Raw genomic sequence first — 25364 nt, 5'->3', positions numbered from 1 at the left:
TACAGGGTGTCTACTTTCTATGGGTAACTCGGAATGCTAACGCCGCCGGCAGGGGCAGCTTACCTTGTGGGCTTTTTGAGCCAAAATGGGAGCGCAGCGAGCTGCGCAAAACGTGCATAAGGTAAGCTGTCCCGCGGAGGGCCGCAGGCCCGCAGCAAACTGCCGGGCCTTGTTAAATTTGGCCGAGATTTAGCTTTCGGAGCGCCGCTTCCTTTGCGCTTGCAAATAAGCTCTACGAGCTTGCTCATCACAATATTTAGCATTCGACTGCCGCTCTCGTGTACTTACTGAAGCAGAAGAGTAGTTTTCTTGACACCAGTCGGTATCTTTTCTTTCTGGGTATGGGTTGCTAGGTGCATCAATACTTGCCATATTACCTGAGCTTGAGCAGCCAGTACCTGCTAGCGATAGAAGAACAAGACCAATAGATAATTTAAGAATTTTCATACTTTTTCTCCTTAGAATTTAACGCCGCCGGCACGGGCAGCTTACCTTGTGCGCGTTTTGCGCGAAAATGGGAGCGAAGCGACCCGCGCAAAACGTGCACAAGGTAAGCTGCCCCGCGGAGGGCCGAAGGCCTGTAGGGGACTTAACCCGCTTTTGCACACACCTAGTTGTTAGCAACTGATTTTACACTCGAATTCTTGAGGTGAAACATACCCAATAGACGAATGTGATCTCTGATTGTTGTAGTAGCGCATATATTCGGTCACTGTCGATCTTAACTGTTTATCAGAATCGAAGACCTGGCGCTTAATACGCTCTGTTTTAAATTGGTGAAAAAACGACTCCATGAATGCATTGTCATTCATGTTCTTCACCCGATTCATGCTCTGACTGATCCCATACCGACGTAGTCGCTCACGATATTGGCCTGACAGATACTCGCTACCACGGTCAGAGTGGAAGATCAGCTCCGGGTGATGCCCGCGGTTGCGTACCGCCCTATCTATGCTGGCCAGAGTCAGAGAAACATCTCTGCGAGCACTCAGCGACCAGGAGACCACTTTCCTACTGTAGCGATCCATGACTACCGATAGATACTGCCAGCTACCATCACTCAGCTTTATATAAGTAACATCACCCACCCAAAGCTGATTCGGACGCGTCAGTTCGATGCCCTCTATTTTGCACTTGATCCCGTAGACATGCTTGTACGTGCCCGGCCGAGCTGTATAGATCTTCGACTTTACGGCCAGAAGGCCGTGCTTTCGCATGATTCTAGCAACTCGCTTTTGACCGACATTTATACCTGTTTTCTTAAGCTCTTGGGTGATTTTCGGGCTGCCATAGCAGCCATCATGCCGATTGAAGATCGATCTAATATGCTCGAAAAGCTCGCTGTCTTCCTGCTCACGGTCAGAAGTACCCCGCCGGCGCCAGGAGTTATATCCATCCCGGGTAACACCATAGAGCCTGCACATCATAGCGATACTGTGCTTTACCCGGTGCTGATCTATGAATTCGAAGATTTCCCTTTTTGCTGTAAAGAGAATTGGATGGCTTTTTTTAAAAGGGCATGCTCTTCCTGGAGTAGGTTATGTGCCCGCTCCAGCTTTCTCAGCCGCTTCAGCTCTGATTTCACCTCAGGATCAATCTGTATGTTTTTCTTCTTGGCCATGATCTGCCCCCGTCGCATCTCCATACGCCAACGATAAAGCATCACTTCATGGATATCGAGCGCTTCAGCCACATGTCTGGCTAGCACACCAGGAATCTCGGTTAGCGAGACTGCTGTTGCTTTGAAATCATCGTCGTAGCGGTTGTAGTGCTTTCTGCGTGCCATTTGACACCTCCAACTCAGTTAGATGGAGGTGTGTGCAAAAGCGGGTTAGGTTCCTAGCAAACTGCCTGCGATTGTTAGGCGCTACGCTACAACCCATCTATAAAGCTCCCTTATGGAAATTGCGACTGCAGGAAACAACAAAAAAATCACTATCAGAGCAATTATTACAGGTGTGTAAAATTTTAAGTTAAATAAAAAATCACTCTTTATCTTGGAAAATCCAGTTAGTGGGTCGCCGTCAGCCGCTTCAGCTTTCTCTCTGAATTGAAGATACCGTGCTGTGATGAAATCTTGCATAGAAGCATAAGTTTCCAGTGCTTTGCGATCCAAGCTTCCGTGATCCAACCTACTCAAATTTCCAGTGACACAATTAAGTACAAAAGGGCATGCATCAGCTTCATCACCAACATAAACTAGATTTTTAGGCCATTGTTGGTTCCAGCTGCCATTCCTATACGCCATAGTAGAGGTGACAATTAAGCTGGCGTCATCAATTAGAGTAACGTCGTCAATGACATCGAGGTCTCTATCTGACAGCAGAAAATCTACATACTCAGAAGGAAGATCGACTCCCAAACGTTCTTCGATTAATTGAATGTCACGTTGATTCATATTCGCCTAACGCCGTGCTCAGCGGCGGCTTACTTTATGCGCATTTTGCGCGAAAATAGGAGCGAAGCGACTGCGCAAAAGGTGCATAAAGTAAGACGTCAGCTGCAGCACCTTGTTAGGCGAATCACCCCACAAATATATCCAATACATCCGATATGCGATCTTTGGAGCATCGATAGACTTCGGTGTAACTACATCTACGACACGAAACCGTTGTGAATTTTGATGTTTGTATATCAAAAAATTTTGCCAAGCCACTACCTGCAGCATGGAACTCACCCAAATCATAATTTTCATGGCCACATTTCATGCAACTATGTTTTGTGCCTCCTGTTGCCCTTAATGCAGGATTGGGATTCTCTTGGGGCTCGGAGTCTCGAATTGCTATCCATTTTTTGAGCTCTTCGAAGCGTTCAGGATGCTCACTGATATTTATCGTTCTATATGCCTGCTCAAGCTCTTCTCTAGAATATTTTGAATAATCTATTTTCATTTCTGCTTTCTCAATTACCGCCTAACGCCGCCGGCAGGGGCAGCTTACCTTGGGCGCATTTTGCGCGAAAATGGAAGCGCAGCGACCCGCGCAAAATGTGCACAAGGTGAGCTGTCCCGCGGAGGGCCGAAGGCCTGTAGCAAACTGCCCGGCCTTGTTATGTGTTTTCATATCCACAGCAACATGGCACCAAGAATTATTACAACCGTGGCCAACCCATAAATGTAAAAGTAAATTGAACTTAGCGGTTGATCTGAAATTTCTACCGAACTTAATGAGTCCCTATAGCCGTAGTTTAATGAAAAAAATATAAAGGCAAATCCCAAAATTGCCAGCATAGTATGCTCGTGCTCTCCGAAAATTACGTCATTTATTGCCACAAATCTGCCGCCCAACAAATCCTCAGTAACAAGAAGTATTGACCAGATGTTTACCAACATAAGCAGCGCAACCACACCCACAGCGGATATCCTAGCAACAAAGAGTGACTCGCCCTTAAAAAGTTGTTTTTGCACTAAAGCTTTTAGAATTTTTCCCAAAATAGCTACTTTCAACTGGTAACTCGGACACATAACGCCGTGCTCAGCAGCGGCTTATTTTGTGTGTTTTTTGCGCGAAACTGGGAGCGCAGCGACCGCGCAAAAAATGCGCAAAGTAAGACGTCAGCTGCAGCACCTTGTTAAGTGCATGTTCGGAGTACTTGACAACCCACCCTCTAGATACCATATTTGGGTACTTATTGGTACCAGGAGGCGCTATGGCCAAGAACACCAGTATGACCTTGGGGTCACATTTTGACGAATTTATAGCCAAAGAAGTAGCCAGTGGCCGCTATGGCTCCGCAAGTGAGGTGGTTCGCGCAGGTCTGCGGCTACTCGAGGACACCGAAACCAAACTGGAAACACTCCGGTCACTACTCCAGGAAGGCGAGCAAAGCGGTTTCACCGATTATACCTATGAGTCATTTATTGCCGAGCTTGATGAAAAGAAAACTCCATGAGTTCATTTAAATTAAGCCGTAAAGCAAAAGATGACTTGAGAGGTATCGCCAGATTTACTGAACGTCGCTGGGGAATAGCTCAACGGAATGTCTACATAAAAAAATTTGACGATGCCTTTCATGACCTCGCAGAATCCCCTCTTTCTGGAGTTAGCTGCGAAGATATAAAACTTGGCTACCGGAAAATCCCACACGGCGCTCACGTTATTTTCTATAAAATTTCTGAAAATAACTGCGTTGAAATAATCAGAATTCTTCACCAGAGCATGGATGTTAGACCGAAGCTCCTAGGCACTTAACGCTGCCGGCAGGGGCAGCTTACCTTGTGCGCGATTTGCGCGAACATGGGAGCGAAGCGACCTGCGCAAAACGTGCACAAGGTAAGCTGTCCCACGGAGGGCCGAAGGCCCGGAGTAAATTGCCCGGCCTTGTTATGCATGGCTTCTAAGCCGCCAGCTTCCGTGCCGCCAAAATTATGGCAACAAAGAGTCCAAGGTAGTACGCGCTCCACAAATTGAACTGCCTATCACGTAGTTTCTGGATACCACCAAATAATAGAAAAATGGAAGGTATAAGGGCGAAGTTCATTAGAAGGCCAAAAATTGCAGTTAATACTGCTTTCTCATTTTGAACAATGGCAATTGGGGCCAGTGAAACTAGTACACCAACGAAAACCAACGAGATTGCGATTTCCTTCGGGAATTTTTTCTTCTCTTCCATTTCTGCGGTATTCACTTCAACTCTCTAAGATGCATAACGCCGCAATCAGCCGCGGCTTACTTTGTGTGCTTTTTGCACGAAAATGGGAGCGCAGCGACCGTGCAAAAAACGCACAAAGTAAGACGTCGGCTGCATTGCATTGTTAGGGCTCGGGGGCGGAGTGCCAAATCATTTTCTTTAGCTCTACCCCTGAACTACCACCCGCCTCCTTTAAATCCCTGAATCCGACCTTTGAATACAAGCTATATGCTGCTTTGTTTTTAAAGATACATTCAAAATCACAGAAGCAAAACCTTGCAACTTAGCATGGCCGAGCAACTCTTTTACTAAGCTTACGCCAATTCCGCCATTTCTTTTCTCGGGCTTTACCCACATAGAAACTAGCTCGTATTGACCTTCGGTGTGAATACCACCGACTAATCCAACATCCTCTCCATTACAACGAGCAAGGAAAAATTTTAGCCCATTTACTTCCGAGGCTATTGACTTCCATTTTTTGTCAGAAATCTCTTTTGCATCATGATAGGCAAGACCAAATGCATCGGGAGAATCAAGAAGTGACTCTAGTCGAATTTTTTTTAACGATTTCCAATCGCTTTCAGTGACGGGCACGATGTTCATAGTCTTGGAGCCCTAACGCCCAGCGCAGGCGCAGCCAGCGCGGAGCGCATTTTGTGTTAATGTTTGAGCGCCAGCGAGTAACACAAAAGGTGCGTAGTGTTGGCTGTCGCTCTGCCGCTGCTTGTTAAGCGGCCTCTCCGAGCCACACATCTTGAACCCACTGGTTGAATGTTGACCACCTTTCATCTTTGGTGCCGTTATGTGACCAAAACTCAACCTCACCCAAACCATTAAAACAATAAAAATCAGAATTATCTTCGCAAAATGGAAAAAGATGACTTGGCACGCCAAGCTGTCGCGCCAAATCAACGACTTTAGGTAAATAGCTACCGCAATTTGGCAATACGATATTTGCAGGCTCTAAGGTACCAACAAATACATTGCTTGCTAGAAGAAGAAACTCTCTGTATTCCTCAGTGAACTTAATTCCCAACTCAATTTCCATGAAATCCACTTCGTCTTCAGAAGGGAGCCGAGGCTTCTTTGGAACCGGAATATCTCTTTCTAGTAGCTCGCGTATCACTTCGTTCATGGTTTCTGACGCTTAACGCCCAGCGCAGGCGCAGCCAACGCGGAGCGCCTTTTGTGTTAATGTTTGAGCGACAGCGAGTAACACAAAAGGTGCGTAGTGTTGGCTGTCGCTCTGCCGCTGCTTGTTAAGCCAACCAGAGCTCATACAGGCACCACGCGCCATAGATAGTTAGTGGGAGTACAAGAATCCCGTAAAACACAATAGCGGTAGGCACAGTAAATAGCATTACAAGTGTTATGCCAGCTCCTAACAATACTGCGGGTACACCCAAAACTGTAGAAATCGCCTTTTCAAGTGTACCAATTTTAGACAAAGGAGTTTCTTTATAAAGCAGCCTCCAAAGCTGCACCAATGCTAGACATGGAACAAAGAGTAGGAAAGCCGTTTGATAAGGAACTGGTCCAAAATCTGACTTACCTTCATTTAAGACAACCATCCCAAGAGCAGCTGTTAGATAGAGTACCCAGACAGTTCCAGGAATTATTGATATCAGCCCGATTATTCTGCTCTTTCTTTTCATAATGGCTTAACGCCGTGCTCAGCGGCGGCTTACTTTATGCGCATTTTGCGCGAAAATAGGAGCCTAGCGACTGCGCAAAAGGCGCATAAATTAAGACGTCAGCTGCAGCACCTTGTTAAGTGGAATTACGCTAGGCTACCTTGGCCATGAGATGAACATCCGCGTACTCGCCGCCTCTGAAAGCATAGGCCTTAGCAGTTCCCTCAATTTTAAAGCCAAACTTCTCATAGAGGCCTATAGCGTGCTCATTATCAGTATAAACCTCTAACTCTATGCGCCTAATAGCCAGCCAGTTTATGGCGAGGTTTAGCATAGCCTCAAGGAGCTTAGAGCCAACACCAATTTTCTGATGTTCCTCGCTAACCGCCATGCCCATATTCGAGACATGCTTCCTTCGCGGATTGGTAAACACCTCCATTCCAATTTGGCCCACTACTTTTCCATCTAATACCGCAACTAAGCTGTAGAAATTTTCCGGAGTATTCCCAAGAAATTTTTCCCACTTATCAATTGATGGATAAGGCAACTGCAGTGTGCCCGCATAGCATGACGACTGAGCGTAGATATCCCGAATCTCCGGAATATCTTCTTTATTGCTATGCCTGATTTTAACGCTCATAGTTTATTTCTCGTGACACTTAACGCCCAGCGCAGGCGCAGCCAGCGCGGAGTACCTTTTGTGTTAATGTTTGAGCGCCAGCGAGTAACACAAAAGGTGCGTAGTGTTGGCTGTCGCTCTGCCGCTGATTGTTAGGTGTTTTGGGAACCGATGAACTTCAACCCACTCCTCTTCACCATGTTTTTAACCGCGTCTAAGGCTGATTCATCTTCCATAAAAAACCAAGCAGTATAATCGTGCCCTTCTCGGTAAATAGCTCTGATTTCCGGAATGAAAATATCACCAGGTAAGTATTCCTGACGTTCTATATCTTCTAGCAATTGCTCTAAAGAGGCCAGTCTCTTGAAGCATTTTCGGCGTTCATTGTATTTATAGATAGAAAATGAACTGACTATTTCTTTACTGAGATTAATTGTACAACGCTCTCGGCGAGCCTCTTCTTCTTTTGTGACACCCCACAGCAAATCATCCACATTATCCGTAATTTCGTGGGCCCATTTATCCCAGAGGGAAACCGGATACGCTGTATATATACCGACTTCTTCCCATTCATAGCCATGAGCGTGCGGAAATACCTTCGCCACCTTCGCATTTTCTTTCGGTGAAATATGTTTAAAAGCTCTCATATACTCACTTGTACGTACGGACACCTAACGCCGTGCTCAGCGGCGGCTTACTTTATGCGCCTTTTGCGCGAAAATGGGAGCGCAGCGACCGCGCGAAAGGTGCATAAAGTAAGACGTCGGCTGCAGCACCTTGTTAGTTGCTTCGTGGCCTAGGACTTTCCGTAGCTGCAAACTCTGTTGATTTTTACACATTTTGCACTTGTAAATTCAATGAAGTGGCAAAAATGAAATACTTTGCCTTTCTTATCTTGGACATACCCATTTACTGAGCCAGATTTTCCATGTGAAATTACGTGGTCAATTTTTACTAGAGTAACGTACTTTCCACAACTTTGAATATGAGCTCGGAGGTTATCTCCTTCCGTTACACTTCTATCCGCGAGCTCCCAGACAGCGCTTTCAGATAGAACCTCATCAAGAAACCCAAAATCGCCAGTTTCTAAAGCAATGACTATCTTCTCAACAAACTGATTCTTGGGAGAATTTCCGCAATCTTTACTTCCTTTGATTTCAACCACGCTTTAGATTCCTGGTTGCAACTAACGCCGCGCTCAGCCGCGGACAATTTTGGGCGCTTTATGCGCGAAAATAGGAGCGCAGCGACTGCGCATAAAGTGCACAAAGTTGGCCGTCGGCCTGCAGCGCTTTGTTAGCTGTTTCATCCTTATTACTTGGAATACGCTTTTTCTAACTGCTGAGGTAAGCCTTTTAATTTTCCGGAGAGCATCACTTTCCAATGCTTGTCGATTCTCCTTAGAGAAACAACCTCCATTGCCTCTAAGTTAACTTCCCCTACACTTACTTTATTTCGAGTTACTAGGTGAGATGTATCATCTCCCTCCTTTACCTCGCCAAGTATCTCCATACCATCAAAGTTGATACCGCCTGCAGCTTCCGCTCTAAGCATTATGAAACTGAATAGTCCGGCAAAAAATTCTACGTCACTTTTATTTTTGACTGATTCTTCTGTTTCATTTTCTCCAAAGAAAGAGTTAATGAACTGCGACCTCTCATTTTCAGGAAGAACGGTATAGAAGCTCATTAGCTCCCTGAATTCTCTGAGCTGTTTGGGGTCGAAATGCTCAGCAGCTTGCGCATAGCGGCCCTCCGCCAAGTCATTAAAGTAAACTTGCGCTCTATCGCTAGCAGTTTCCGCGAAAACGATAGAGGAAAATATAGCGAGGAAAGAAAAAACTAGATATTTCATTTTTATTCATTCTTGTGGAAAAGGTTAATGTACAGCTAACGCCCGCAACAGGGGCGACCAATGCTATGCACATTTTGTGCGAAACTGGGAGCGCAGCGACCCGCACAAAATGTGCATAGCGTTGGGCGTCCCGCGGAGGCCCGAAGGGCCGGAGCATACTGCTTGCGCTTGTTATGCATTTACAGATCACGAGCGCGTCGAGGAATTTAAAGAAACTTGCCATCCACGCATGCCAAACGCAACGGCGACAAGTGTCAACGTTCCTAAGGTACGCCAAAGGTCATCCCCCAGTATTTGACTTGTTTCAATATATCCAAAAGCTACAGCGGCCACTGTAACAATAGCGAAAAACAGAACTCCAATAGCCGCACTAAGAACCGATGCCCGAGTCTCATCTTTTGTTCTTTTAGCAGCGAATAGCGCCACAAAATGGCTCGCAGCAATACAGATAATAATTAGAGCAATGTTCATATTTCGTTTAGATGCATAACGCCCAGCGCAGGCGCAGCCAGCGCGGAGCGCATTTTGTGTTAATGTTTGAGCGCCAGCGAGTAACACAAAATGTGCGTAGCGTTGGCTGTCGCTCTGCCGCTGTTTGTTAGGCCGTTGCGTTGGACTCACTCAGCGGCTTGCCCCAGATGGCTACTCGGTATGTAAAAGAACCAGGTTCGCTAGCAACAATGTTAATTGCAGAGGGAATAAAACTCTTGCCTTGATACTCAGGAGTCGCGTTGTAACGAGTTACCTTACCCTCCTGAGCAAGAGGCAAAACTACGTTATGATCGGTTCTGGCTTTGAGCTCAACTGCAAATTCAGGTACATACACGACGTTTGGTGGAACGTCTTCGCCACCGAACTCGGAAGGTAGGAGTAAGAGCTTTTTAAGCACTCCTTTTTGAACTAGAGCCTCGGCCTTTTCTCTTGAGTCTACGCTAGAAAAATCTGGGGCTGACTCTTTTTTCTTAAACCATCCGAACATCATTTTCTCCTAGTGGGCCTAACGCCCGCAGCAGGGGCGACCAATGCTGTGCACATTTTGTGCGAAACTGGGAGCGCAGCGACCGGCACAAAATGTGCATAGCGTTGGGCGTCCCGCGGAGGCCCCGCCAGGGGCCGTAGCAAACTGCCTGCGTTTGTTAGAGCTTTCACGGCCCAGGGCTTCCGAGGACCGCTGCCATAACCCAGATTACCACCGCCGGGAAAATGGCTATAGAAGACGCGATAAGTCCAAACTTGTAGCTGCGATTTAGCTCAAGCCCTCCGGTATAAGAGAGAGCAAATAAATACGCAGCTACAACCACTAGCTTACCAACTAAAAGGTACGGCCTCGCGTAACCCTCCTGGTGCCCGCAAAAGAACTCGCTTCCATAAGACGAGCTCATTTGTACGCAAACGGCAAACTTGTCGATCTCAAAAAGAATTGCTGGAGCACTGACCATAAGAAGCGTGAGGATCAGTGGGAGCCAAGCAATAAAGACCTTCGGACTATTTTCGATCATGAGCTCTAACGCCGCGCTCAGCCGCGGACAATTTTGGGCGCTTTATGCGCGACAATGGGAGCGCAGCGACCGCGCATAAAGTGCACAAAGTTGGCCGTCGGCCTGCAGCGCCTTGTTAGTGTTTTGGGGCTCTACCGACCTTTTTCATGGAGTGATGCTTGACGCAACCACTCCGGAGAACGAACGGAAAAACCTTTTACAAAACCGAAATATACCACGGTGCGGCGCCGCCCTCCTGGCACAGACCTTCCGTACCGAATCGTGGGCGAAGCCGACGATTAATCAAATTGGTGGCGCGGCACAAGCGAAACCGCCGAAAAGTGCCCCATTGCCTGACCGAAAAAGCCAAATGGTGGAACCACGATTTCTACAATACTTTTGAGAAATCTATGGCTTGAATCTACCACCGTTCATCATGCATTACTTTCTACGAAGCCGTATTTTCATTCGACAGCTAATAAAAACACTAACAGTTTATTCAAAAGCCCAAGCTATATATGTCGGCGCCATATATCTCTCAGCCAACAAATCCAAGCTCTTAAAAAAATCCTTCTACAGCAAGAGCTTACAGCATCCTCTTTCAAATCCCATAGAGAAATATATAGCCGACTTGCTATATATCTACCTCTATTACCACCCCAAAATCAAAAAAACTTATTCAAAATCAGTAGCTTATCGAACCAACAAACTCCCGCTACTGATCTAGGACTCACTTGGACACCATCAATTGGCTTGGATCAGTCCCATTATGCAAGGCGCAGATACAAAAAAGCCGGCCCATAATCGGAGCCGGCTTTAATTGCCAATCAAGGAATGCGGGTTTTGTTACACCGCGCCTTCCTCGATCTTGTGCTTCCAGATGACCGGGCCGGTGTTGTGTACGGATTCTCCGTTGCTGTCCACCGCTACGGTGACGGGCATGTCTTCCACTTCGAATTCGTAAATGGCTTCCATACCCAGTTCCGGGAACGCGATAACCTTGGCATCCTTGATGGCCTGGGCCACCAAATAGGCGGCACCGCCGACAGCCATCAGATAGACCGCTTTGTTGTCGCGGATAGCATCGATCGCCGTGGGGCCACGCTCGGCCTTACCGATCATGCCCAACAGTCCGGTTTCTTCCAGCATGGTGCGGGTGAATTTGTCCATACGGGTGGCGGTAGTGGGGCCGGCCGGACCAACCACTTCGTTGCGCACCGGGTCCACCGGGCCCACGTAATAGATGAAGCGACCGGTAAGATCTACCGGCAGTTTCTCGCCCTTGGCGAGGATATCCACCATTTTCTTGTGCGCCGCATCACGGCCGGTAAGCATTTTGCCGTTCAGCAGCAGGGTATCACCGGGTTTCCAGCCGAGCACGTCTTCGCGGGTCACTTCGTCCAGATTCACGCGACGGGTGTTGCCGCCGGCTTCACGGGTAATTTCCGGCCAGTCTTCCAGCTTCGGGGGAGCCTGGCGCGCGGGGCCGGAACCATCCAGGGTAAAGTGGGTGTGGCGGGTGGCGGCGCAGTTCGGGATGATGGCTACCGCCTTGTTGGCGGCGTGGGTCGGGAAGTCCTTTACCTTCACATCCAGCACGGTGGTGAGGCCGCCCAGGCCCTGGGCACCGATACCCAGCTTGTTGACTTTGTCGAACAACTCCAGACGCAGCTCTTCGGCGCGGTTGGAGGCACCGCGCTCCTGCAGATCCTGAATGTCGATCGGGTCCAGCAGGGATTCCTTCGCCAGCAGCATGGCCTTTTCGGCAGTACCACCGACGCCGATGCCCAACATGCCGGGGGGACACCAGCCAGCCCCCATTTTCGGCACCATTTCCAGTACCCAGTCCACCACGGAGTCAGACGGGTTCAGCATGGCAAATTTGCTCTTGGCTTCCGAGCCGCCACCCTTCGCGGCCACGTATACGTCTACGGTGTCACCGGGCACGATTTCATAGTGAATGACCGCAGGGGTGTTGTCACCCGTGTTCTTACGGGCGCCGTCCGGATCCGCCAGAATGGAGGCGCGCAGCACATTGTCCGGGTTGTTGTAGGCGCGGCGCACACCTTCGTTGACCATGTCGGTCACGCTCATTTCTGCTTCCCACTGAACGTTCATGCCCACCTTGAGCTTTACGGTCACGATACCGGTGTCCTGACAGATGGGACGGTGGCCCTGGGCACACATGCGGGAGTTAATGAGAATCTGGGCCATGGCGTCTTTCGCCGCCGGGTTGGCTTCTTTCTCGTAGGCCTTGTTCAGGGCCTGGATAAAATCCTGCGGATGGTAGTAAGAGATGAACTGCAGCGCGTCAGCCACGCTATCGATCAGGTCGTCCTGGCGGATTATGGTCATTGCCGGCTCCGTGTATGGTGTCGTCTCGAAGGCGGCGATTTTACACGAATTGCCCGCAGGTGTTGGATTTGGCGAAGGCCGAATTACGTGAAATAAACAGGGTGAGAGAAGAAATTCAGGCGGAGGATGAAAATGAGAATGGTTAGCGGCAGTTGAGCTCGCCGCTAACCAGATTCAGAGAAGGTTCCTGTCCCGGATCAGGGGGCTGAGGCAGTGCTGGAACTCGACTGCAGGCTGCGGATGGCATCGCGCAGCTGCACCAGGTCCTTATTGACGCTACGGCGGTAACTGTCGATGGACTGCACCGCCTCCTCATTGGCGCCAACACGGGCAGTCAGATCCGCACGCACGGAGGTCAGCTGACGCTCGAGGCTCGCTACCTTGTCCCTGGTCTCACTGGAGGCACTGGCAGTGGCTTCTTTCAGCTTGGCCATTTCGCTCTCCAGCGCGGCCACTTTTTTCAGGCCGGACTCAACACTGTTAACTTTGCTGGTCAGGGCCGCGATGGATTTCTGCTGAGCCGCATTCGCCTCTTTATTGGCGGCGATGTCCTTGCGGTTGGTGTCGTACGACACGCCCCACAGCTTGCGGATCTCAGAGGCGTTCTCCTTGACTTTCGCATTCAACACCTCGACAGAGGCTGCCGACTCTTCGCCGGACATTTCAAAGCGTTTCTCCAACTGCACAATGCGCGACTCCGCGTCGCTCAGCTGCAAGCGGGTCACTTGCCACTGATTGTAGAGAAAGCCGGCCGCACCGAGACCGGCCAGCGCCAGTAACAGGGCCAGTACCGAAAGAAAGGAAGATCCACCACCTGAGGAAGGTTCGCGACCAGATGCCGGCAGAGGCGGTTCAGGCGCTGCGTAGCGCTTGCCACCAATAGGTCCGCTGGCGGAAATCTGAGGGTCCATAGAAGATGAGCTGCCGCCATCGAATGTGGGCTCTCTGCGTTGCATGCTGTTGTCCTGCGTTGGCTTGCGGCCCTCGGGCCGGATATAAGTAGAAAACTGCGGCAGTTATACCAAAAACTGACGAAAAAGTAAGCGGGCACAGTGATCAGAATAGGCCATTCCCGCAGCACAGGTCTATCAGTGACCGCACCGTCAAAACCGAACGACGACGCATTTGTTTACAACTTGCGCATATCTTGCCGACAACGCCGCCTCTGGAGCCCATTGGTTCGTCCAATGGCTTAATAATGACTTCAAGCGCGTGTAGAATGCCTCCCACCAATAACTGACCTGCCGCCGGACATGCGGTCGGCGGGGGTCCCAAGACAAAGGAAGGATTATCACATGGCACACGTTCTCCCCGAACTCCCCTATGCTATGGACGCGCTGCAGCCACACATTTCCCAGGAAACCCTGGAATACCACTACGGCAAGCATCACAAGACCTACGTCGACAAACTGAACGGCCTGCTGGAAGGTACTCCGGACGCGGACAAATCCCTCGAAGACGTGATCAAATCCTCATCCGGCGGCGTGTTCAACAACGCCGCACAGATCTGGAACCACACGTTCTACTGGAACTGCCTGAGCCCTAACGGTGGCGGCGCGGCCAGCGGTGCAGTCGGCGATGCCATCAATGCAGCTTTCGGTTCCTTCGACAAGTTCAAGGAAGAGTTCACCAACAGTGCCGTAAACAATTTCGGCTCCGGCTGGACCTGGCTGGTGAAAAAGGCTGACGGCTCCGTGGCTATCGTCAACACCTCTAATGCCGAAACTCCGCTGACCGACAGCAGTGTCACCCCGCTGCTGACCTGTGATGTGTGGGAGCATGCCTACTACATTGACTACCGCAATGCCCGCCCGAAATATATGGAAGCATTCTGGGCTCTGGTGAACTGGGATTTCGCGAACCAGAACTTCGCCTGACCGTCAGAAGCTCCGCGCCGACGAGCGCGACCAGAAGCGGGCTCCGGCCCGCTTTTTTTATGCTCGCCATGTTCCCCACTCTTCTACTGGAGAGCGCGGGATTTGCATCGCACTTCCATTATGGTTACAACACACGGCGCTGTAACCGAGCAGACATTCCTTAATAACAGAAGCTGAGAGCACACAATGAAGCTGAAGATGACTTTACTGGCCGCCGCCATAAGCGCCCTGGCCATGGCGGGTTGCGAGCGGGAATCCGCAAATACCGACCAACTCCCATCCGCCACCCAAGGCGCCGACATCCAGGCAACCTCTGATGCAAGCCCGGATGATGCCAATAAAAAGGGAAATACCGGCAATCCTGACATCATCGCCAGCACCAACCAGCTCTTCGAAGACCAGTTCCAGGCTCATCTGAGCCGCAGCCCGGAGTTCAGAACCTTTCTGGGTATGAAAGATGGTTACGACAAGTGGGACGACATTTCGCCGGCATTCGAAAAAGAAACTCACGAGATCAACAAACGCCAACTGGAAGAGTTGAAAAAAGTCGACCCCGCGCAGCTGGACGACGCTACCCGTCTCTCACTGGAACTCGCCATTCGCAAGCTGGAGCAGGATATTGAGGGCTATCAGTGGCGACTGCATACCTACCCGGTCAATCAGATGTACGCCGATCACACCGGCGTCGCCTCGCTACTGATCAACCAGCACCGAATTGATGACACTTCCGACGCAGAGGCGTATATCGCACGCCTGAGTGCATTGCCGGAGCATTTCGACCAGGTGATTGCCAATCTCAAGGAGCGCGCGGATGCCGGGGTTATCGTGCCGAAGTTCGTGTTTCCCTATGTCATCAGTGACGGCAAAAACCTGATTACCGGTGCACCCTATGACGAGGGTAAAGACAGCACTCTATATGCGGATTTCAAAGGCAAGGTTGACAAGCTGGAGATCAGCGCCGAAGAAAAAAACGCGCTGATCGAGAAAGCCCGAACGGCCATGCTTGAGCGTGTCAAACCCGCTTATGAAAAACTTAACGGCTACCTCGCAGAACTGGAAAAAAAAGCCACTACCGACGACGGGGCGTGGAAATTTCCCGACGGTGACAAGTACTACCAGCATCGCCTGAATGTCTACACCACCACCGACATGACCGCAGCCGAGATCCATCAGAAAGGTCTTGAAGAAGTCGCGCGCATTCACGACGAAATGCGCGAGATCATGAAAAAGGTCAAGTTTGAAGGTAGCCTGCAGGAGTTCTTCGAATTCATGCGCACAGATCCGCAGTTCTACTACCCGGAAAGCGAAGACGGCAAGCAGCGCTACCTGAAAGAAGCCACTGCCATCATCGATACCATGAAGGGCCGCCTGGATGAACTGTTTATCACCAAACCGAAAGCGGATCTGACCGTGAAAGCCGTCGAGCCTTTCCGGGAGAAATCCGCGGGTAAAGCCTTCTACCAGCGCCCCGCGCCGGACGGCTCGCGCCCGGGCATCTACTACGCCAACCTGTACAAGATGAGCAGCATGCCCACCTACCAGATGGAAGCGCTCGCTTACCACGAGGGCATTCCCGGACACCACATGCAGCTGTCCATCATGCAGGAACTGGATAACGTCCCCTCTTTCCGCAAGTTCGGCGGCTACACCGCCTATACCGAGGGGTGGGGTCTGTACTCCGAGCTGGTGCCGAAGGAAATCGGTTTCTACCAGGATCCCTATTCCGACTTCGGTCGCCTCGCAATGGAACTCTGGCGCGCGGGACGGCTGGTGGTGGATACCGGCATTCACAGCAAGAAATGGACCCGTGAACAGGCCATCGACTGGCTGACGGAAAACACCCCCAACCCATCCGGCGATGTGCAGAAGGCCATTGAGCGCTATATCGTGATGCCCGGCCAGGCAACTGCCTACAAGATCGGAATGATGAAAATTGTCGAATTGCGTGAGAACGCCAAAAAGGAACTGGGAGATAAATTCGATATTCGCGAATTCCACGATGTGGTACTGGCAAATGGCGCCGTACCATTGGACGTGCTGGAAGATCTCGTGAACGGCTGGATCGAGGAAAACAAAGGCAGCAACTGATTTTCCTGACACTCTCCCATTGCGATCATCTGCCGGGTATGGACAGCCATACCCGGCTTTTTGCTTTTGGGCGCATGGCATTTACAATCCCGCATTCAACCAACCAATCGCTCCAAGACTCAAAATGGATTTTCAACAGTCTTCTCGACAACAGGCCGCGATTCGCCGCGGGGTTCTAATTCGCCGCGGGGTCTTACGCGGGGCCCTATTAGTCGCGCTCATAACCGGTATCGCGCTCACTGGCTGCTCGATCGCCCGGCAGTACTTCTCCCCCAATATCACCAGTGAGCACATCACCGAAGTGCGCTATCTCGACCAGGGCTGGAGCCCGGAGGATCGCGCGCTGTTCTATTCCACACCACAGGGTACGGAGCTGCAGGGGCTGCATTACCAATGGCTGCCTGCCCTGGAGTTGCCATTTTCCCGCGACCGACTTGCCAGCGAGGAAAACCTGCGCGGCTGGGGATTTATCGTGGAAGGTCGGGACCATACCCACGGAGGAGATACCGGGCTCCATCCGGTGGGCATGGGCAAACACCTCAACCGTGACGACAACAGCGAACGGCTCGATCTGGGCTGCGCACTTTGTCACACCGGCGAGCTGCACTATAAGGGCACAGCCCTGCGGGTCGATGGCGGACAGGCTATTCACGGTATGTCCACCAGCGCGCCGGGTGAGTTCATTGTTTCGCTGAATGCCGCCGCGATCGAAACACTGGTCAACCCGAAAAAATGGTCGCGGTTCGCAGACCGGGTCGCCGGGGAAGACGCCGACGCCCGCAAGCAGTTGCGGCGCGACCTCAAACACTATGTCGGTGAAGTGTGGAATTTTTCCAGGGGGCCAGGTCAGTCGAACCTGTTCCCTACCGCCGAGGGACGCGGCCGCACCGATGCCGTCGGGCGCATCGGCAACGTCGTGTTCGGCTACAACCTCGGGATCGAGGAAAACTACAAGGTGGCCAACGCACCGGTGAGCTACCCCTTCCTGTGGGATATCTGGCGCTTCGACTGGGTGCAATACACCGGCTTCACCAATCAGGCCATGGCGCGCAATGTGGGTGAAAGCCTCGGGGTAATGGCACCGGTAAAACTGGTGGACGACGACGGCGCACGGTTACCGGAAGGAGAGTTTGGCCGCTCCACCATCGATGTGGAAGGCATGCAGTGTATCGAAACCACACTGCGTAAACTCAAGCCACCAAAATGGCCCGAAGATGTACTGGGAGAGATCGACATCTCCCGTGCACGCCGCGGCAAAGCCCTGTTTGCGGACCAGTGTGCCCACTGCCACGGCCCGCACGAGTCCAAACCCTATGCGTGGCCTCTGGCCAGCAGCTCGGATGACAATCCCGGAAACCAGCGCAGCGTCAACTGGCAATGGGATATGGCTGGACAGATCTCTTACGATGACGAGGGCCGCCCGGTGCGCGAGGACTGGCGTGCGTCCCTCTGGTCCATTCCATGGATTGATATCGATGTCATCGGTACCGATGCCACCGCCGCGCTGAATTACAAAAATCATACCTACGATCCCGGCCCACTGGTGCCCCAAAATGCCACCGGACCCGATGCGAAAAAAAACAGACGGGTTAACGCGGGGGATGGCCTGCAACTGCTGCTGAATGAGCTGGTACCGGCGCTGTACAAAAACCGCGGCATTTCCAGCGACGACAATGGTATTGCCGATTACGATGGCCTTAATGTGCCCTTCCGTATTGTCAACAAGACCGCCTACAAAGCGCGCCCACTGCATGGTGTCTGGGCAACGCCGCCCTTCCTGCACAACGGCTCGGTACCCACCATTTATGACCTGCTGTCGCCGCTGGAGGCGCGCCCGGTGGAATTTGGCGTGGGTCATCGCGAATACAACCCACAGAAACTCGGCTATGTCACCGACATGCGCCCAGGCAGTTTCGAATTTGATACCACCCGGACCGGTAACAGTAACGCAGGACACCTGTTTACCGACGCAAATGTGGCGGGGCGCATCGGCAAGCGTCTGAGTGAGAAAGAGCGCATGGCGCTGATCGAGTATCTCAAGGTAATGGGCAATCCCGACTACAACGACGCTCTCGGCGGCGATCCGCAGGACTGGAGCCAGTATCCCCCGCCGCCCGCCAGCGCCATTGGCGAACTGGCCTGTGACAAATACCATCCCCACGCGACGGCTACTCTGGCACAGGGGCATGTTCTGCAATGAATTACAAAACATTCTGGCGAATCACTTGCGCACTGACATGTTCCCTGTACTGCGGGATCAGCTCTGCACAACATTCGAAAAGTGAACCGGACGCCCTGCGCGCCCTGGATATCAGCATCCAACAGTTGGGGATGGATATTTCCGGCGAAGAGCGCACCGCCATCGCTTCCGCCATGCTGGCCGGGCTCGAAATTTCCCGTATCGCGCAACAACAGAACAGCCTCCATTATGGCAACCAGTTCCGTCGGGATGCGCACGCCAAGGCCACCGCCTGTGTGCGCGCGACGTTTGAAGTGAACGGCGATATTCCCCCACAGTTTCGCCACAGTGTATTCGCCGAACCCGGGCGCAGTTACCAGGCCTGGATTCGCTTTTCCAACGGCGACATGCTGGTCCAGGCCGACGGAAAGAATGACGCGCGCGGCATGGCGATAAAGCTGATGGGAGCCGATGGTGAACCCATCGCCCCGGAACTGGGGGACGGCGCTACTCAGGATTTCCTGATGGCCAACAATCAGGCATTTTTCAACCGCAATATTCACGATTACGCGGAGAACATGCAGTACCTGGCGCGACAAGACAGAAGCGGCTGGTTTTTCAGTGTGTGGCCGCCGCGACTACACCTGAAGCAGATGATGCGCGCCGCTCAGACGGTATCGTCCACCATCGACACACCGCTGCAGGAGCGCTACTTCTCCATCCTCCCCTACCGGTTAGGCGACACGGAAATCAAATTCACCAGCCGCCCATGCCCTGGGGCCGACTATCCGATCACGGTCGACCAGACCGGCGACAACTACCTCACCGAGCAGCTCGCCGATACCTTGCAAACGGCGAGCGCCTGCTTTGAATTCACCGTACAGCCGCGCAATACCCACGCCGACACACCTCTGGATGACGCCACCGTGATCTGGGATGAAAAGGACTCACCGTTTCTTCCCGTGGCGCGTATTCACATCCCACCGCAGCACTTTACCAGCGACGCACAGTGGGCATTCTGTGAAAACCTGTCCATGAATCCCTGGCACGGGGTAGGAGCGTGGGAACCCCTGGGAAGTCTCAACCGGGCACGCAGGCTGGTGTACCACGCCGTTTCCGAGTTCCGTCACACCGGCAACAACGTATCGCAACAGGAACCCTCCGACTGGTGTATACCGGGAGAACCCTGCACACCGCACCAGGGACTGAATATCGTAAAGCCGATATGGCCCCTGCCACGGTGTTTTGATACGCACTTACGCCCTGCTGGCGACGAAGTAATCAGCAGTCAGTGTGATGGCTATGGCGCGAACACGGAGGTGCTGGCGGAAAACCACTACTGAATCACGCCGCAGGCCATCCGCGCACCGCCGCCACCCAGAGGCTTCGGCTGGTCGGAATAATTGTCGCCACCGGCGTGAATCATCAGCGCCCGCCCCTTGAGGTCAGACACCTTGACCCTGGGGGCCAGCACCGGTGTCGTCGCCTTGCCGTCGCTGTCCACATACAGCGCCGGCAGGTCTCCCAGGTGTCCGTCGCCCCAGGGCATGCCGTGTTTGCCGGTTTTTTGCGGATCGTAGTGTCCTCCGGCCGCTAACCCCGGCACCATCGCCCCCTCCTTTTCCGCCGGCTCACAGCTGCCATTTTCGTGCAAATGGAAGCCGTGCACCCCATGTGGCAGCCCTTTCAGGTTCGGAGTGAACACCAGGCCGTACGGGGTTTCGGCAATGGTCACTGTACCGAGCAATGTGCCGACCCCCTTGCTATCGAGCTTCAGAACACTGACCACGGTCTCGGCGCTCACAAATGCCGCCGTGCTCATCAGGGCCGCAGCTATTCCTGCGCGAATAAAGCCATTTCGGGAAAATCGGAGCATGGGTCTCCTCCACTGCATGCCGACAGCCACAGCCAGCGCCGGCGGATAAATACACATCAACGAATACAGTGTAGAAGTAAATGCCAAGAAGGCCGGGCGGATGCACCGGCCAGGGAACAGGTTCAGATATTCAGAACCTGTTTGACGAAGGGGATGGTGATCTTGCGCTGTGCCTGTAGCGAGGCGCGGTCGAGCTGTTCAAGGCAGGCAAACAACGCGCGGGTGTCCCGCGGGGCCCGGTGAAGAATATAGTGGGCGACGTCCTCCGGCAGGTCGAACCCGCGCAACTTACTGCGCTGGCGCAGGGCCGCCAGTTTGTCGTCGTCACTCAGTGGGTGCAGCTGAAAGGTGAGTCCCCACTGCAGCCGCGACTGCAGGTCCGCCAGTTCCAGCTCCAGGCCGCGGGGGGACTTCCGCGCCCCCAGCAACAACTGACGACCACTGTCACGCAGGCGATTGTAAAGATGGAAGAGCGCGGTCTGCCAATGGCGGCGCCCCTCGATCAGGTGCAGATCATCGATGCACACCAGGTCGAGGAATTCGAGCCCCTCCACCATCACTTCGGGATCGCCGTCGATCAGGTCCGCCAGTGGCAGATACTGGAAGCCGCGGCGCGCGATTTCCGCCCCCTGGCATACCGCCTGCAGCAAATGGGTCACCCCACTGCCAGATTCCCCCCACAGGTAGATACAGGGCTCGGCATTGTCGCCACTGGCAAAAGCTTGCAGCAGGCCGACGATCTGGCGATTGCCAGCCTCCCGCTCTTCGCCCGCCTCATGGGACTGGAAAAAATTGGCAAAAGTGGCGTCATCCCGCAGGGAGACACCCAGCGATAGCTGCTGTGGCACGTCGCCGGACTGATTGTTCTGCGCCACAATCAATGCCAGCTGTAGCGCAGCGGATTCTGGGCACTGCCCAGTGGAGCGCGGTAACCGGTGAGGTCCACCAGCCCGTCCTCTCCCGCCAGTTGCAGGTTGCGGTTGAGCGAAAGCACATCGCGCAGGTTTTCCAGCGGTGTGCTGGTAGTGAGCGACAGAGTCAGACGGTCGCCATTGACGGCCAGGACATCGGCACTGCTGACCTGAGCCAGCCCCTGCAGGTAGCTGGTAGCGGCGGAATAGTCCGCAAAACTCCGAATGCCGGCAATCTCCACCATTACTGCGCTGGCGACACCTGTGCCGCCAGCGCGCACGGCATAGCGCTCGGCCATGCGGTTGGCCGCTTCATTCACGCCGCGCAGCGCCACTTCCTCCAGCGAACTGCCCTCGGCGTCGAACGCGTAGCTGCGGCCACCGTGGATCAGCAGCCAGTTGGCCTGCCAACGTTGCGCTGAGGTCTGCAGCAGGCGCCCCATGAGCGTGGCATCAGGGCGATAGCGGACACCCGCCTGCTGTGCGGCATTCTCGTCCTGAGCCCAGAGGCTGCCGAGCGGCATATTGCGCTGGTCATTGAGGTCCATCACCGGGAAGTCCAGCGGCAGACCGCGCTCCAGGGCAAGACCATCCAGCAAACCGAACAGCTCGGGATAATCTTCCTGGCGCAGGGTGTCGCGGCCCGCCTGCAACGTATCCACGGCCATCCACACCAGGGTGCCCGGACGGTTGTTCGGCCACAGCGGCAGTTGCAGTCGGTGCACCAGCTCGTTGACCGCCTTCGGGTCGAAAGACAGATTCAGATAGAGCTGGTTGTTGTCGCTGTCGTAGCGGTAGCTCTGCACATACTTCTGCGCCTGCTCCAGCACCGGGGTCAGTTTCGGGTCACTGGCGATGTTCTGGTCACCGGTCACCCGCACGAAGACACGCCCGAGACCGCGCACAGCGGCATCGGCACGATCGGTGGTGCCACGGCTGGCCACCGCTTCACTGACCTCGTACAGATCGGGCAAAACTCTCGCCGAAGACGGCATGGCCAGCATGATTGTCGCCAGCAACAGTGAGAAGCAGAGCACCGTACGGAAATTCGTCGTTAATGGCATCGGCTCTCGGTCCCCTTACCTCTTATGATATTGCGTGTGACTGCCCTGTCGCGGGCCCCATTCGCGGCGCCTCTGCGGATCGGGAGACATCTCCCGGCAGTCAATTAGCGGCTATTGTATCAGTGTCGGCTATTTCTCCCAGCCTTCAGTTCGCACATTGTGTACTTTTTCCACTAGAATACGCGCCCTCCGAAACAGGCCCTTACAGGTTGAACCATGAGCGACTCCAAGCCCACCACTCCCTCTCTCAGCTATAAAGATGCCGGCGTTGATATCGATGCGGGCAACGCCCTGGTTGAGCGTATCAAGCACGTTGCCAAGCGTACCGCGCGCCCGGAAGTGATGGGCGGATTGGGGGGCTTCGGCGCCCTGTGCCAGCTGCCGAGCGGCTATAAAGAGCCGGTACTGGTGAGTGGCACCGACGGCGTGGGCACCAAGCTGCGCCTGGCCATGGACCTGGGCATTCACGACACCATCGGTATCGACCTGGTGGCCATGTGCGTCAACGACCTGGTCGTGGCCGGCGCCGAGCCGCTGTTTTTCCTCGACTACTATGCCACTGGCAAGCTGAATGTGGATATCGCCGCGGACGTGGTCAGCGGCATCGGCAAGGGCTGTGAGCTGTCCGGTTGTGCCCTGGTGGGCGGCGAGACCGCGGAAATGCCCGGTATGTACGAGGGAGAAGACTACGATCTGGCGGGCTTCTGCGTGGGCGTGGTGGAAAAATCCGGCATCATCGACGGCAGTCAGGTACAGGTCGGCGACAAACTGATCGCCCTGCGCTCCTCCGGCCCCCACTCCAACGGTTACTCCCTGATCCGCAAGGTACTGGAAATCAGCGGTGCCGACCTGCAGAAAGACCTGGAAGGCAAGACCCTGGCCGAATCCCTGATGGCCCCCACCCGTATCTATGTGAAAAACCTGCTGACCCTGATCAAGGAGCAACAGGTCAATTCCCTTTGCCACATCACCGGCGGCGGCCTGCTGGAAAATCTCCCGCGCGTACTGCCGGAAAATGCGCGCGCGGTGATCGACACCAAGAGCTGGGAGCTGCCGCCGGTATTCCGCTGGCTGCAGGAAGCCGGCAATATCGAAGGCCGCGAAATGTACCGCACCTTCAACTGTGGTGTGGGCATGGTGGTCTGTGTGCCGGCCGCGGATGCCGACAAGGCACTGGCTCGCCTGCAGGAACTGGGCGAAGAAGCCTTTGTGGTGGGCAGTATCGAAGCCGGCAACGGCGGCGAAGCCGTAGAGCTGGCGGGACTCTGAGCCCCCATGCCCTCCGACACCAACACCACGCCCAACGCCACCGAAAAATGCCGCGCCGTAGTACTGATCTCCGGCAGCGGCAGCAATCTTCAGGCGTTTCTCGATGCCGCTGCGGACGCCGCTTGTGACTTCACCGTGGAAGCGGTGATCAGCAACAAGGCGGACGCCTATGGCCTGACCCGGGCAAAAAGCGCAGGTATCAACACCGAAGTCCTGAGCCATCGGGACTTTGCGGACCGGGAAAGCTTTGATGCCGCGATGACTGAGGTCATTGACGCCTACCGCCCCGATCTGGTGATCCTGGCGGGGTTCATGCGCATCCTTACTCCCGGCTTCGTGCGCCATTACAGCGGACGTCTGCTGAACATTCACCCGTCTCTGCTGCCCAAATACCAGGGCCTGCACACCCACCAGCGCGCCCTGGACGCAGGCGACAGCGAACACGGTGCTACCGTGCACTTTGTCACCGAAGAGCTGGATGGCGGCCCTCCCATTGTGCAGGCGGTGGTACCCATCGAACCCGGTGATACCGCGGAAACCCTTGCACAACGGGTACTGGTACAGGAACATCGGATCTACACCCTGGTCGCCAGCTGGTTTGCCCAGGGGCGACTCCGAATGGTCGGCGACCGCGCCGAGCTGGATGGCGAACTGTTGCCACGCAGCGGCAAGCGTCTCGACTGACAGGCCGGCTACACTTCCGGCCTGAATCATGGAAACAGAATTACAGGCCGGAGGTGGAATCTTGTCACGTTACGCAGCATTCAACGCTTTTTCCGTATTCGCTGTTACGCTCGCTCTCACGTTGGCGCCCGGAGCATTCGTGATTGCCGAGGAAGGCACCACCACCTCACCGCCCCCTCAAATCCTTATCCCCTTCTCCGCCACCTACCAGGCAGAGTTCAGCGGTTTTGGCGTCACTGCCGAGCGCAAGCTGAGCGGCGGCCCCGAAAGCTGGCGCCTCGATTTTTCCGCTCACTCCATGTTCGCCAAAATAGAGGAGTACTCCCGCTTCACCCGCCAGGGATTGCGTTTGATTCCGCAGCATTACGATTACCAGAAGTCCGGCCTCGGCAAAGACCGTCACACCGCGCTCAGCTTTGAAGACAGCGCCACCCGCGTGATCAATGTGTACGACAAATCCCGCAGTATTGAGAATGCCCCCGACAATATCCAGGACAAGATCAGCTATCAGCTGCAACTGGCCGTCGACGTTGCCAATGGAAAATCACCACTGAAGTACCAGGTGGCCGATGGCAAAAAAATTCGCGAATACGAATTCGAAGTTACAGGCCGGGAAAAACTGCAAACATCAATGGGATTGATCGAAACGATCAAGGTGCAGCGGGTACGCGGTGAGGATGCCGAGCGCGTCACCAATATCTGGTTTGCACCCGATTGGAATTATGCGTTGGTAAAGCTTATGCAGCGGGAAGATAATGGCAAAAGCTACCAAATCACCCTGACAAAATTATCCATCGACGGAAAAGAAGTCAGCGCTAAAAAATAAATCCGAAAAATTTTTCACATC

At 53.5% G+C, this 25364-nt stretch carries 30 protein-coding genes; 9 read left to right on the top strand and 21 right to left on the bottom strand.

What is annotated here, in order from left to right; genetic code table 11:
* Positions 1-189 precede the first annotated feature (189 nt).
* The 6 genes from C3938_RS17910 to C3938_RS13060 form a co-directional block, all read right to left on the bottom strand.
* Positions 190-447, bottom strand: coding sequence for a hypothetical protein (locus C3938_RS17910; protein ID WP_158681691.1), 258 nt, complete (start codon positions 445-447; stop codon positions 190-192).
* 170 nt (positions 448-617) lie between these two features.
* A complete protein-coding gene (locus tag C3938_RS13080; RefSeq protein ID WP_233998979.1) occupies positions 618-1460 on the bottom strand; it encodes an IS3 family transposase in 843 nt (280 codons plus the stop codon).
* Positions 1457-1786: a transposase gene (locus C3938_RS13075; RefSeq protein WP_233998893.1), complete on the bottom strand. Its 330-nt coding sequence runs from the start codon at positions 1784-1786 to the stop codon at positions 1457-1459. Before C3938_RS13075 ends, C3938_RS13080 begins: the two co-directional genes overlap by 4 nt.
* An 81-nt stretch (positions 1787-1867) precedes the next feature.
* The gene (locus C3938_RS13070) at positions 1868-2398 is read right to left on the bottom strand and encodes an SMI1/KNR4 family protein (RefSeq protein ID WP_105103722.1); all 531 of its coding nucleotides are present in this window, start codon (positions 2396-2398) and stop codon (positions 1868-1870) included.
* Positions 2399-2522: 124 nt separating this feature from the next.
* Positions 2523-2891, bottom strand: a complete 369-nt coding sequence (locus C3938_RS18220; protein ID WP_233998892.1) for a zinc ribbon domain-containing protein — start codon at positions 2889-2891, stop codon at positions 2523-2525.
* 167 nt (positions 2892-3058) lie between these two features.
* Positions 3059-3445, bottom strand: coding sequence for a hypothetical protein (locus C3938_RS13060; protein ID WP_158681690.1), 387 nt, complete (start codon positions 3443-3445; stop codon positions 3059-3061).
* A 203-nt stretch (positions 3446-3648) separates the two neighbouring features.
* Here C3938_RS13060 and C3938_RS13055 point away from each other — a divergent pair, with 203 nt between their 5' ends.
* Together C3938_RS13055 and C3938_RS13050 are read left to right on the top strand one after the other, a co-directional pair.
* Positions 3649-3891, top strand: a complete 243-nt coding sequence (locus C3938_RS13055) for a type II toxin-antitoxin system ParD family antitoxin (RefSeq protein ID WP_105103720.1) — start codon at positions 3649-3651, stop codon at positions 3889-3891.
* Positions 3888-4190, top strand: coding sequence for a type II toxin-antitoxin system RelE/ParE family toxin (locus tag C3938_RS13050; RefSeq protein ID WP_105103719.1), 303 nt, complete (start codon positions 3888-3890; stop codon positions 4188-4190). The genes C3938_RS13055 and C3938_RS13050 overlap by 4 nt, the downstream gene beginning before the upstream one ends.
* 145 nt (positions 4191-4335) lie before the next feature.
* On the opposite strand, the gene C3938_RS13045 is transcribed toward C3938_RS13050, so the two are convergent.
* From C3938_RS13045 to C3938_RS13000, 12 genes are all read right to left on the bottom strand, one after another.
* Positions 4336-4626 (bottom strand): hypothetical protein, encoded by a 291-nt coding sequence (locus C3938_RS13045; protein ID WP_158681689.1) that lies wholly within the window; start codon positions 4624-4626, stop codon positions 4336-4338.
* A gap of 195 nt (positions 4627-4821) precedes the next feature.
* Positions 4822-5232 carry a GNAT family N-acetyltransferase gene (locus tag C3938_RS13040; protein WP_105103717.1) on the bottom strand — a complete coding sequence of 137 codons (411 nt, stop codon included), beginning with the start codon at positions 5230-5232 and terminating at the stop codon, positions 4822-4824.
* A 124-nt stretch (positions 5233-5356) separates the two neighbouring features.
* A complete protein-coding gene (locus C3938_RS13035; protein WP_105103716.1) occupies positions 5357-5764 on the bottom strand; it encodes an SMI1/KNR4 family protein in 408 nt (135 codons plus the stop codon).
* Positions 5765-5888: 124 nt separating this feature from the next.
* Positions 5889-6284, bottom strand: a complete 396-nt coding sequence (locus C3938_RS17905; protein WP_158681688.1) for a hypothetical protein — start codon at positions 6282-6284, stop codon at positions 5889-5891.
* A 130-nt stretch (positions 6285-6414) separates the two neighbouring features.
* Positions 6415-6903, bottom strand: a complete 489-nt coding sequence (locus C3938_RS13030; RefSeq protein ID WP_105103715.1) for a GNAT family N-acetyltransferase — start codon at positions 6901-6903, stop codon at positions 6415-6417.
* A gap of 131 nt (positions 6904-7034) precedes the next feature.
* Positions 7035-7529 carry a hypothetical protein gene (locus C3938_RS13025; RefSeq protein ID WP_105103714.1) on the bottom strand — a complete coding sequence of 165 codons (495 nt, stop codon included), beginning with the start codon at positions 7527-7529 and terminating at the stop codon, positions 7035-7037.
* A 149-nt stretch (positions 7530-7678) separates the two neighbouring features.
* On the bottom strand, positions 7679-8047 hold the full coding sequence (locus C3938_RS17900; protein WP_158681687.1) for a nuclear transport factor 2 family protein: 369 nt from the start codon (positions 8045-8047) through the stop codon (positions 7679-7681).
* A gap of 149 nt (positions 8048-8196) precedes the next feature.
* On the bottom strand, positions 8197-8736 hold the full coding sequence (locus C3938_RS13020) for a hypothetical protein (protein WP_105103713.1): 540 nt from the start codon (positions 8734-8736) through the stop codon (positions 8197-8199).
* A 186-nt stretch (positions 8737-8922) separates the two neighbouring features.
* Positions 8923-9357 (bottom strand): hypothetical protein, encoded by a 435-nt coding sequence (locus C3938_RS17895; protein WP_158681686.1) that lies wholly within the window; start codon positions 9355-9357, stop codon positions 8923-8925.
* Positions 9335-9715, bottom strand: a complete 381-nt coding sequence (locus C3938_RS13015) for a hypothetical protein (RefSeq protein ID WP_105104514.1) — start codon at positions 9713-9715, stop codon at positions 9335-9337. The genes C3938_RS17895 and C3938_RS13015 overlap by 23 nt, the downstream gene beginning before the upstream one ends.
* Before the next feature lie 1345 nt (positions 9716-11060).
* A complete protein-coding gene (locus tag C3938_RS13005) occupies positions 11061-12569 on the bottom strand; it encodes a fumarate hydratase (protein WP_105103711.1) in 1509 nt (502 codons plus the stop codon).
* A gap of 197 nt (positions 12570-12766) precedes the next feature.
* Positions 12767-13525: a hypothetical protein gene (locus C3938_RS13000; RefSeq protein ID WP_105103710.1), complete on the bottom strand. Its 759-nt coding sequence runs from the start codon at positions 13523-13525 to the stop codon at positions 12767-12769.
* 339 nt (positions 13526-13864) lie between these two features.
* On the opposite strand from C3938_RS13000, the gene C3938_RS12995 reads away from it, so the two are divergent.
* From C3938_RS12995 to C3938_RS12980, 4 genes are all read left to right on the top strand, one after another.
* Positions 13865-14446, top strand: coding sequence for a superoxide dismutase (locus C3938_RS12995; protein WP_105103709.1), 582 nt, complete (start codon positions 13865-13867; stop codon positions 14444-14446).
* 186 nt (positions 14447-14632) lie between these two features.
* Positions 14633-16534 carry a DUF885 domain-containing protein gene (locus C3938_RS12990; protein WP_105103708.1) on the top strand — a complete coding sequence of 634 codons (1902 nt, stop codon included), beginning with the start codon at positions 14633-14635 and terminating at the stop codon, positions 16532-16534.
* Positions 16535-16658: 124 nt separating this feature from the next.
* Positions 16659-18734 carry a di-heme-cytochrome C peroxidase gene (locus C3938_RS12985; protein ID WP_105103707.1) on the top strand — a complete coding sequence of 692 codons (2076 nt, stop codon included), beginning with the start codon at positions 16659-16661 and terminating at the stop codon, positions 18732-18734.
* The gene (locus C3938_RS12980; protein ID WP_158681685.1) at positions 18731-20056 is read left to right on the top strand and encodes a catalase family protein; all 1326 of its coding nucleotides are present in this window, start codon (positions 18731-18733) and stop codon (positions 20054-20056) included. Before C3938_RS12985 ends, C3938_RS12980 begins: the two co-directional genes overlap by 4 nt.
* On the opposite strand, the gene sodC is transcribed toward C3938_RS12980, so the two are convergent.
* From sodC to C3938_RS12965, 3 genes are all read right to left on the bottom strand, one after another.
* Positions 20050-20589 (bottom strand): superoxide dismutase [Cu-Zn] SodC, encoded by a 540-nt coding sequence (sodC, locus tag C3938_RS12975; RefSeq protein WP_325027394.1) that lies wholly within the window; start codon positions 20587-20589, stop codon positions 20050-20052. The two genes, C3938_RS12980 and sodC, sit on opposite strands and share 7 nt — an antisense overlap.
* A 122-nt stretch (positions 20590-20711) precedes the next feature.
* The gene (gene hda, locus C3938_RS12970) at positions 20712-21464 is read right to left on the bottom strand and encodes a DnaA regulatory inactivator Hda (RefSeq protein ID WP_233998891.1); all 753 of its coding nucleotides are present in this window, start codon (positions 21462-21464) and stop codon (positions 20712-20714) included.
* Between the two features lie 2 nt (positions 21465-21466).
* On the bottom strand, positions 21467-22564 hold the full coding sequence (locus C3938_RS12965; RefSeq protein WP_233998890.1) for a DUF2066 domain-containing protein: 1098 nt from the start codon (positions 22562-22564) through the stop codon (positions 21467-21469).
* A gap of 216 nt (positions 22565-22780) precedes the next feature.
* Between C3938_RS12965 and purM the strand changes: the two genes are divergently transcribed.
* The 3 genes from purM (at position 22781) to C3938_RS12950 (ending at position 25343) form a co-directional block, all read left to right on the top strand.
* Positions 22781-23833 carry a phosphoribosylformylglycinamidine cyclo-ligase gene (purM, locus tag C3938_RS12960; protein ID WP_105103705.1) on the top strand — a complete coding sequence of 351 codons (1053 nt, stop codon included), beginning with the start codon at positions 22781-22783 and terminating at the stop codon, positions 23831-23833.
* Between the two features lie 6 nt (positions 23834-23839).
* Positions 23840-24517, top strand: coding sequence for a phosphoribosylglycinamide formyltransferase (gene purN, locus C3938_RS12955; RefSeq protein WP_105103704.1), 678 nt, complete (start codon positions 23840-23842; stop codon positions 24515-24517).
* Between the two features lie 61 nt (positions 24518-24578).
* Positions 24579-25343 carry a DUF3108 domain-containing protein gene (locus tag C3938_RS12950; RefSeq protein ID WP_233998889.1) on the top strand — a complete coding sequence of 255 codons (765 nt, stop codon included), beginning with the start codon at positions 24579-24581 and terminating at the stop codon, positions 25341-25343.
* Positions 25344-25364: the final 21 nt, after the last annotated feature.

It is taken from the genome of Microbulbifer pacificus, from assembly GCF_002959965.1.
Lineage (GTDB): Bacteria > Pseudomonadota > Gammaproteobacteria > Pseudomonadales > Cellvibrionaceae > Microbulbifer > Microbulbifer pacificus_A.
Note: the sequence above shows the minus strand (reverse complement) of the source record. Positions and strands in the feature narration are given on the sequence as shown.

What these genes read in the sequence shown, in the direction of transcription:
- C3938_RS13000 (WP_105103710.1), bottom strand. Translation starts at nt 13,525, where the DNA reads ATGCAACGCAGAGAGCCCACATTCGATGGCGGCAGCTCATCTTCTATG.
- C3938_RS13040 (WP_105103717.1), bottom strand. Translation starts at nt 5,232, where the DNA reads ATGAACATCGTGCCCGTCACTGAAAGCGATTGGAAATCGTTAAAAAAA.
- C3938_RS13025 (WP_105103714.1), bottom strand. Translation starts at nt 7,529, where the DNA reads ATGAGAGCTTTTAAACATATTTCACCGAAAGAAAATGCGAAGGTGGCG.
- C3938_RS13075 (WP_233998893.1), bottom strand. Translation starts at nt 1,786, where the DNA reads ATGGCACGCAGAAAGCACTACAACCGCTACGACGATGATTTCAAAGCA.
- C3938_RS17905 (WP_158681688.1), bottom strand. Translation starts at nt 6,284, where the DNA reads ATGAAAAGAAAGAGCAGAATAATCGGGCTGATATCAATAATTCCTGGA.
- C3938_RS13005 (WP_105103711.1), bottom strand. Translation starts at nt 12,569, where the DNA reads ATGACCATAATCCGCCAGGACGACCTGATCGATAGCGTGGCTGACGCG.
- C3938_RS12965 (WP_233998890.1), bottom strand. Translation starts at nt 22,564, where the DNA reads ATGCCATTAACGACGAATTTCCGTACGGTGCTCTGCTTCTCACTGTTG.
- C3938_RS12985 (WP_105103707.1), top strand. Translation starts at nt 16,659, where the DNA reads ATGGATTTTCAACAGTCTTCTCGACAACAGGCCGCGATTCGCCGCGGG.
- sodC (WP_325027394.1), bottom strand. Translation starts at nt 20,589, where the DNA reads ATGCTCCGATTTTCCCGAAATGGCTTTATTCGCGCAGGAATAGCTGCG.
- purN (WP_105103704.1), top strand. Translation starts at nt 23,840, where the DNA reads ATGCCCTCCGACACCAACACCACGCCCAACGCCACCGAAAAATGCCGC.
- C3938_RS13035 (WP_105103716.1), bottom strand. Translation starts at nt 5,764, where the DNA reads ATGAACGAAGTGATACGCGAGCTACTAGAAAGAGATATTCCGGTTCCA.
- C3938_RS13030 (WP_105103715.1), bottom strand. Translation starts at nt 6,903, where the DNA reads ATGAGCGTTAAAATCAGGCATAGCAATAAAGAAGATATTCCGGAGATT.
- C3938_RS13050 (WP_105103719.1), top strand. Translation starts at nt 3,888, where the DNA reads ATGAGTTCATTTAAATTAAGCCGTAAAGCAAAAGATGACTTGAGAGGT.
- C3938_RS13015 (WP_105104514.1), bottom strand. Translation starts at nt 9,715, where the DNA reads ATGTTCGGATGGTTTAAGAAAAAAGAGTCAGCCCCAGATTTTTCTAGC.
- C3938_RS13070 (WP_105103722.1), bottom strand. Translation starts at nt 2,398, where the DNA reads ATGAATCAACGTGACATTCAATTAATCGAAGAACGTTTGGGAGTCGAT.
- C3938_RS18220 (WP_233998892.1), bottom strand. Translation starts at nt 2,891, where the DNA reads ATGAAAATAGATTATTCAAAATATTCTAGAGAAGAGCTTGAGCAGGCA.
- C3938_RS13020 (WP_105103713.1), bottom strand. Translation starts at nt 8,736, where the DNA reads ATGAAATATCTAGTTTTTTCTTTCCTCGCTATATTTTCCTCTATCGTT.
- C3938_RS13055 (WP_105103720.1), top strand. Translation starts at nt 3,649, where the DNA reads ATGGCCAAGAACACCAGTATGACCTTGGGGTCACATTTTGACGAATTT.
- C3938_RS12990 (WP_105103708.1), top strand. Translation starts at nt 14,633, where the DNA reads ATGAAGCTGAAGATGACTTTACTGGCCGCCGCCATAAGCGCCCTGGCC.
- purM (WP_105103705.1), top strand. Translation starts at nt 22,781, where the DNA reads ATGAGCGACTCCAAGCCCACCACTCCCTCTCTCAGCTATAAAGATGCC.
- C3938_RS12980 (WP_158681685.1), top strand. Translation starts at nt 18,731, where the DNA reads ATGAATTACAAAACATTCTGGCGAATCACTTGCGCACTGACATGTTCC.
- C3938_RS12995 (WP_105103709.1), top strand. Translation starts at nt 13,865, where the DNA reads ATGGCACACGTTCTCCCCGAACTCCCCTATGCTATGGACGCGCTGCAG.
- C3938_RS17910 (WP_158681691.1), bottom strand. Translation starts at nt 447, where the DNA reads ATGAAAATTCTTAAATTATCTATTGGTCTTGTTCTTCTATCGCTAGCA.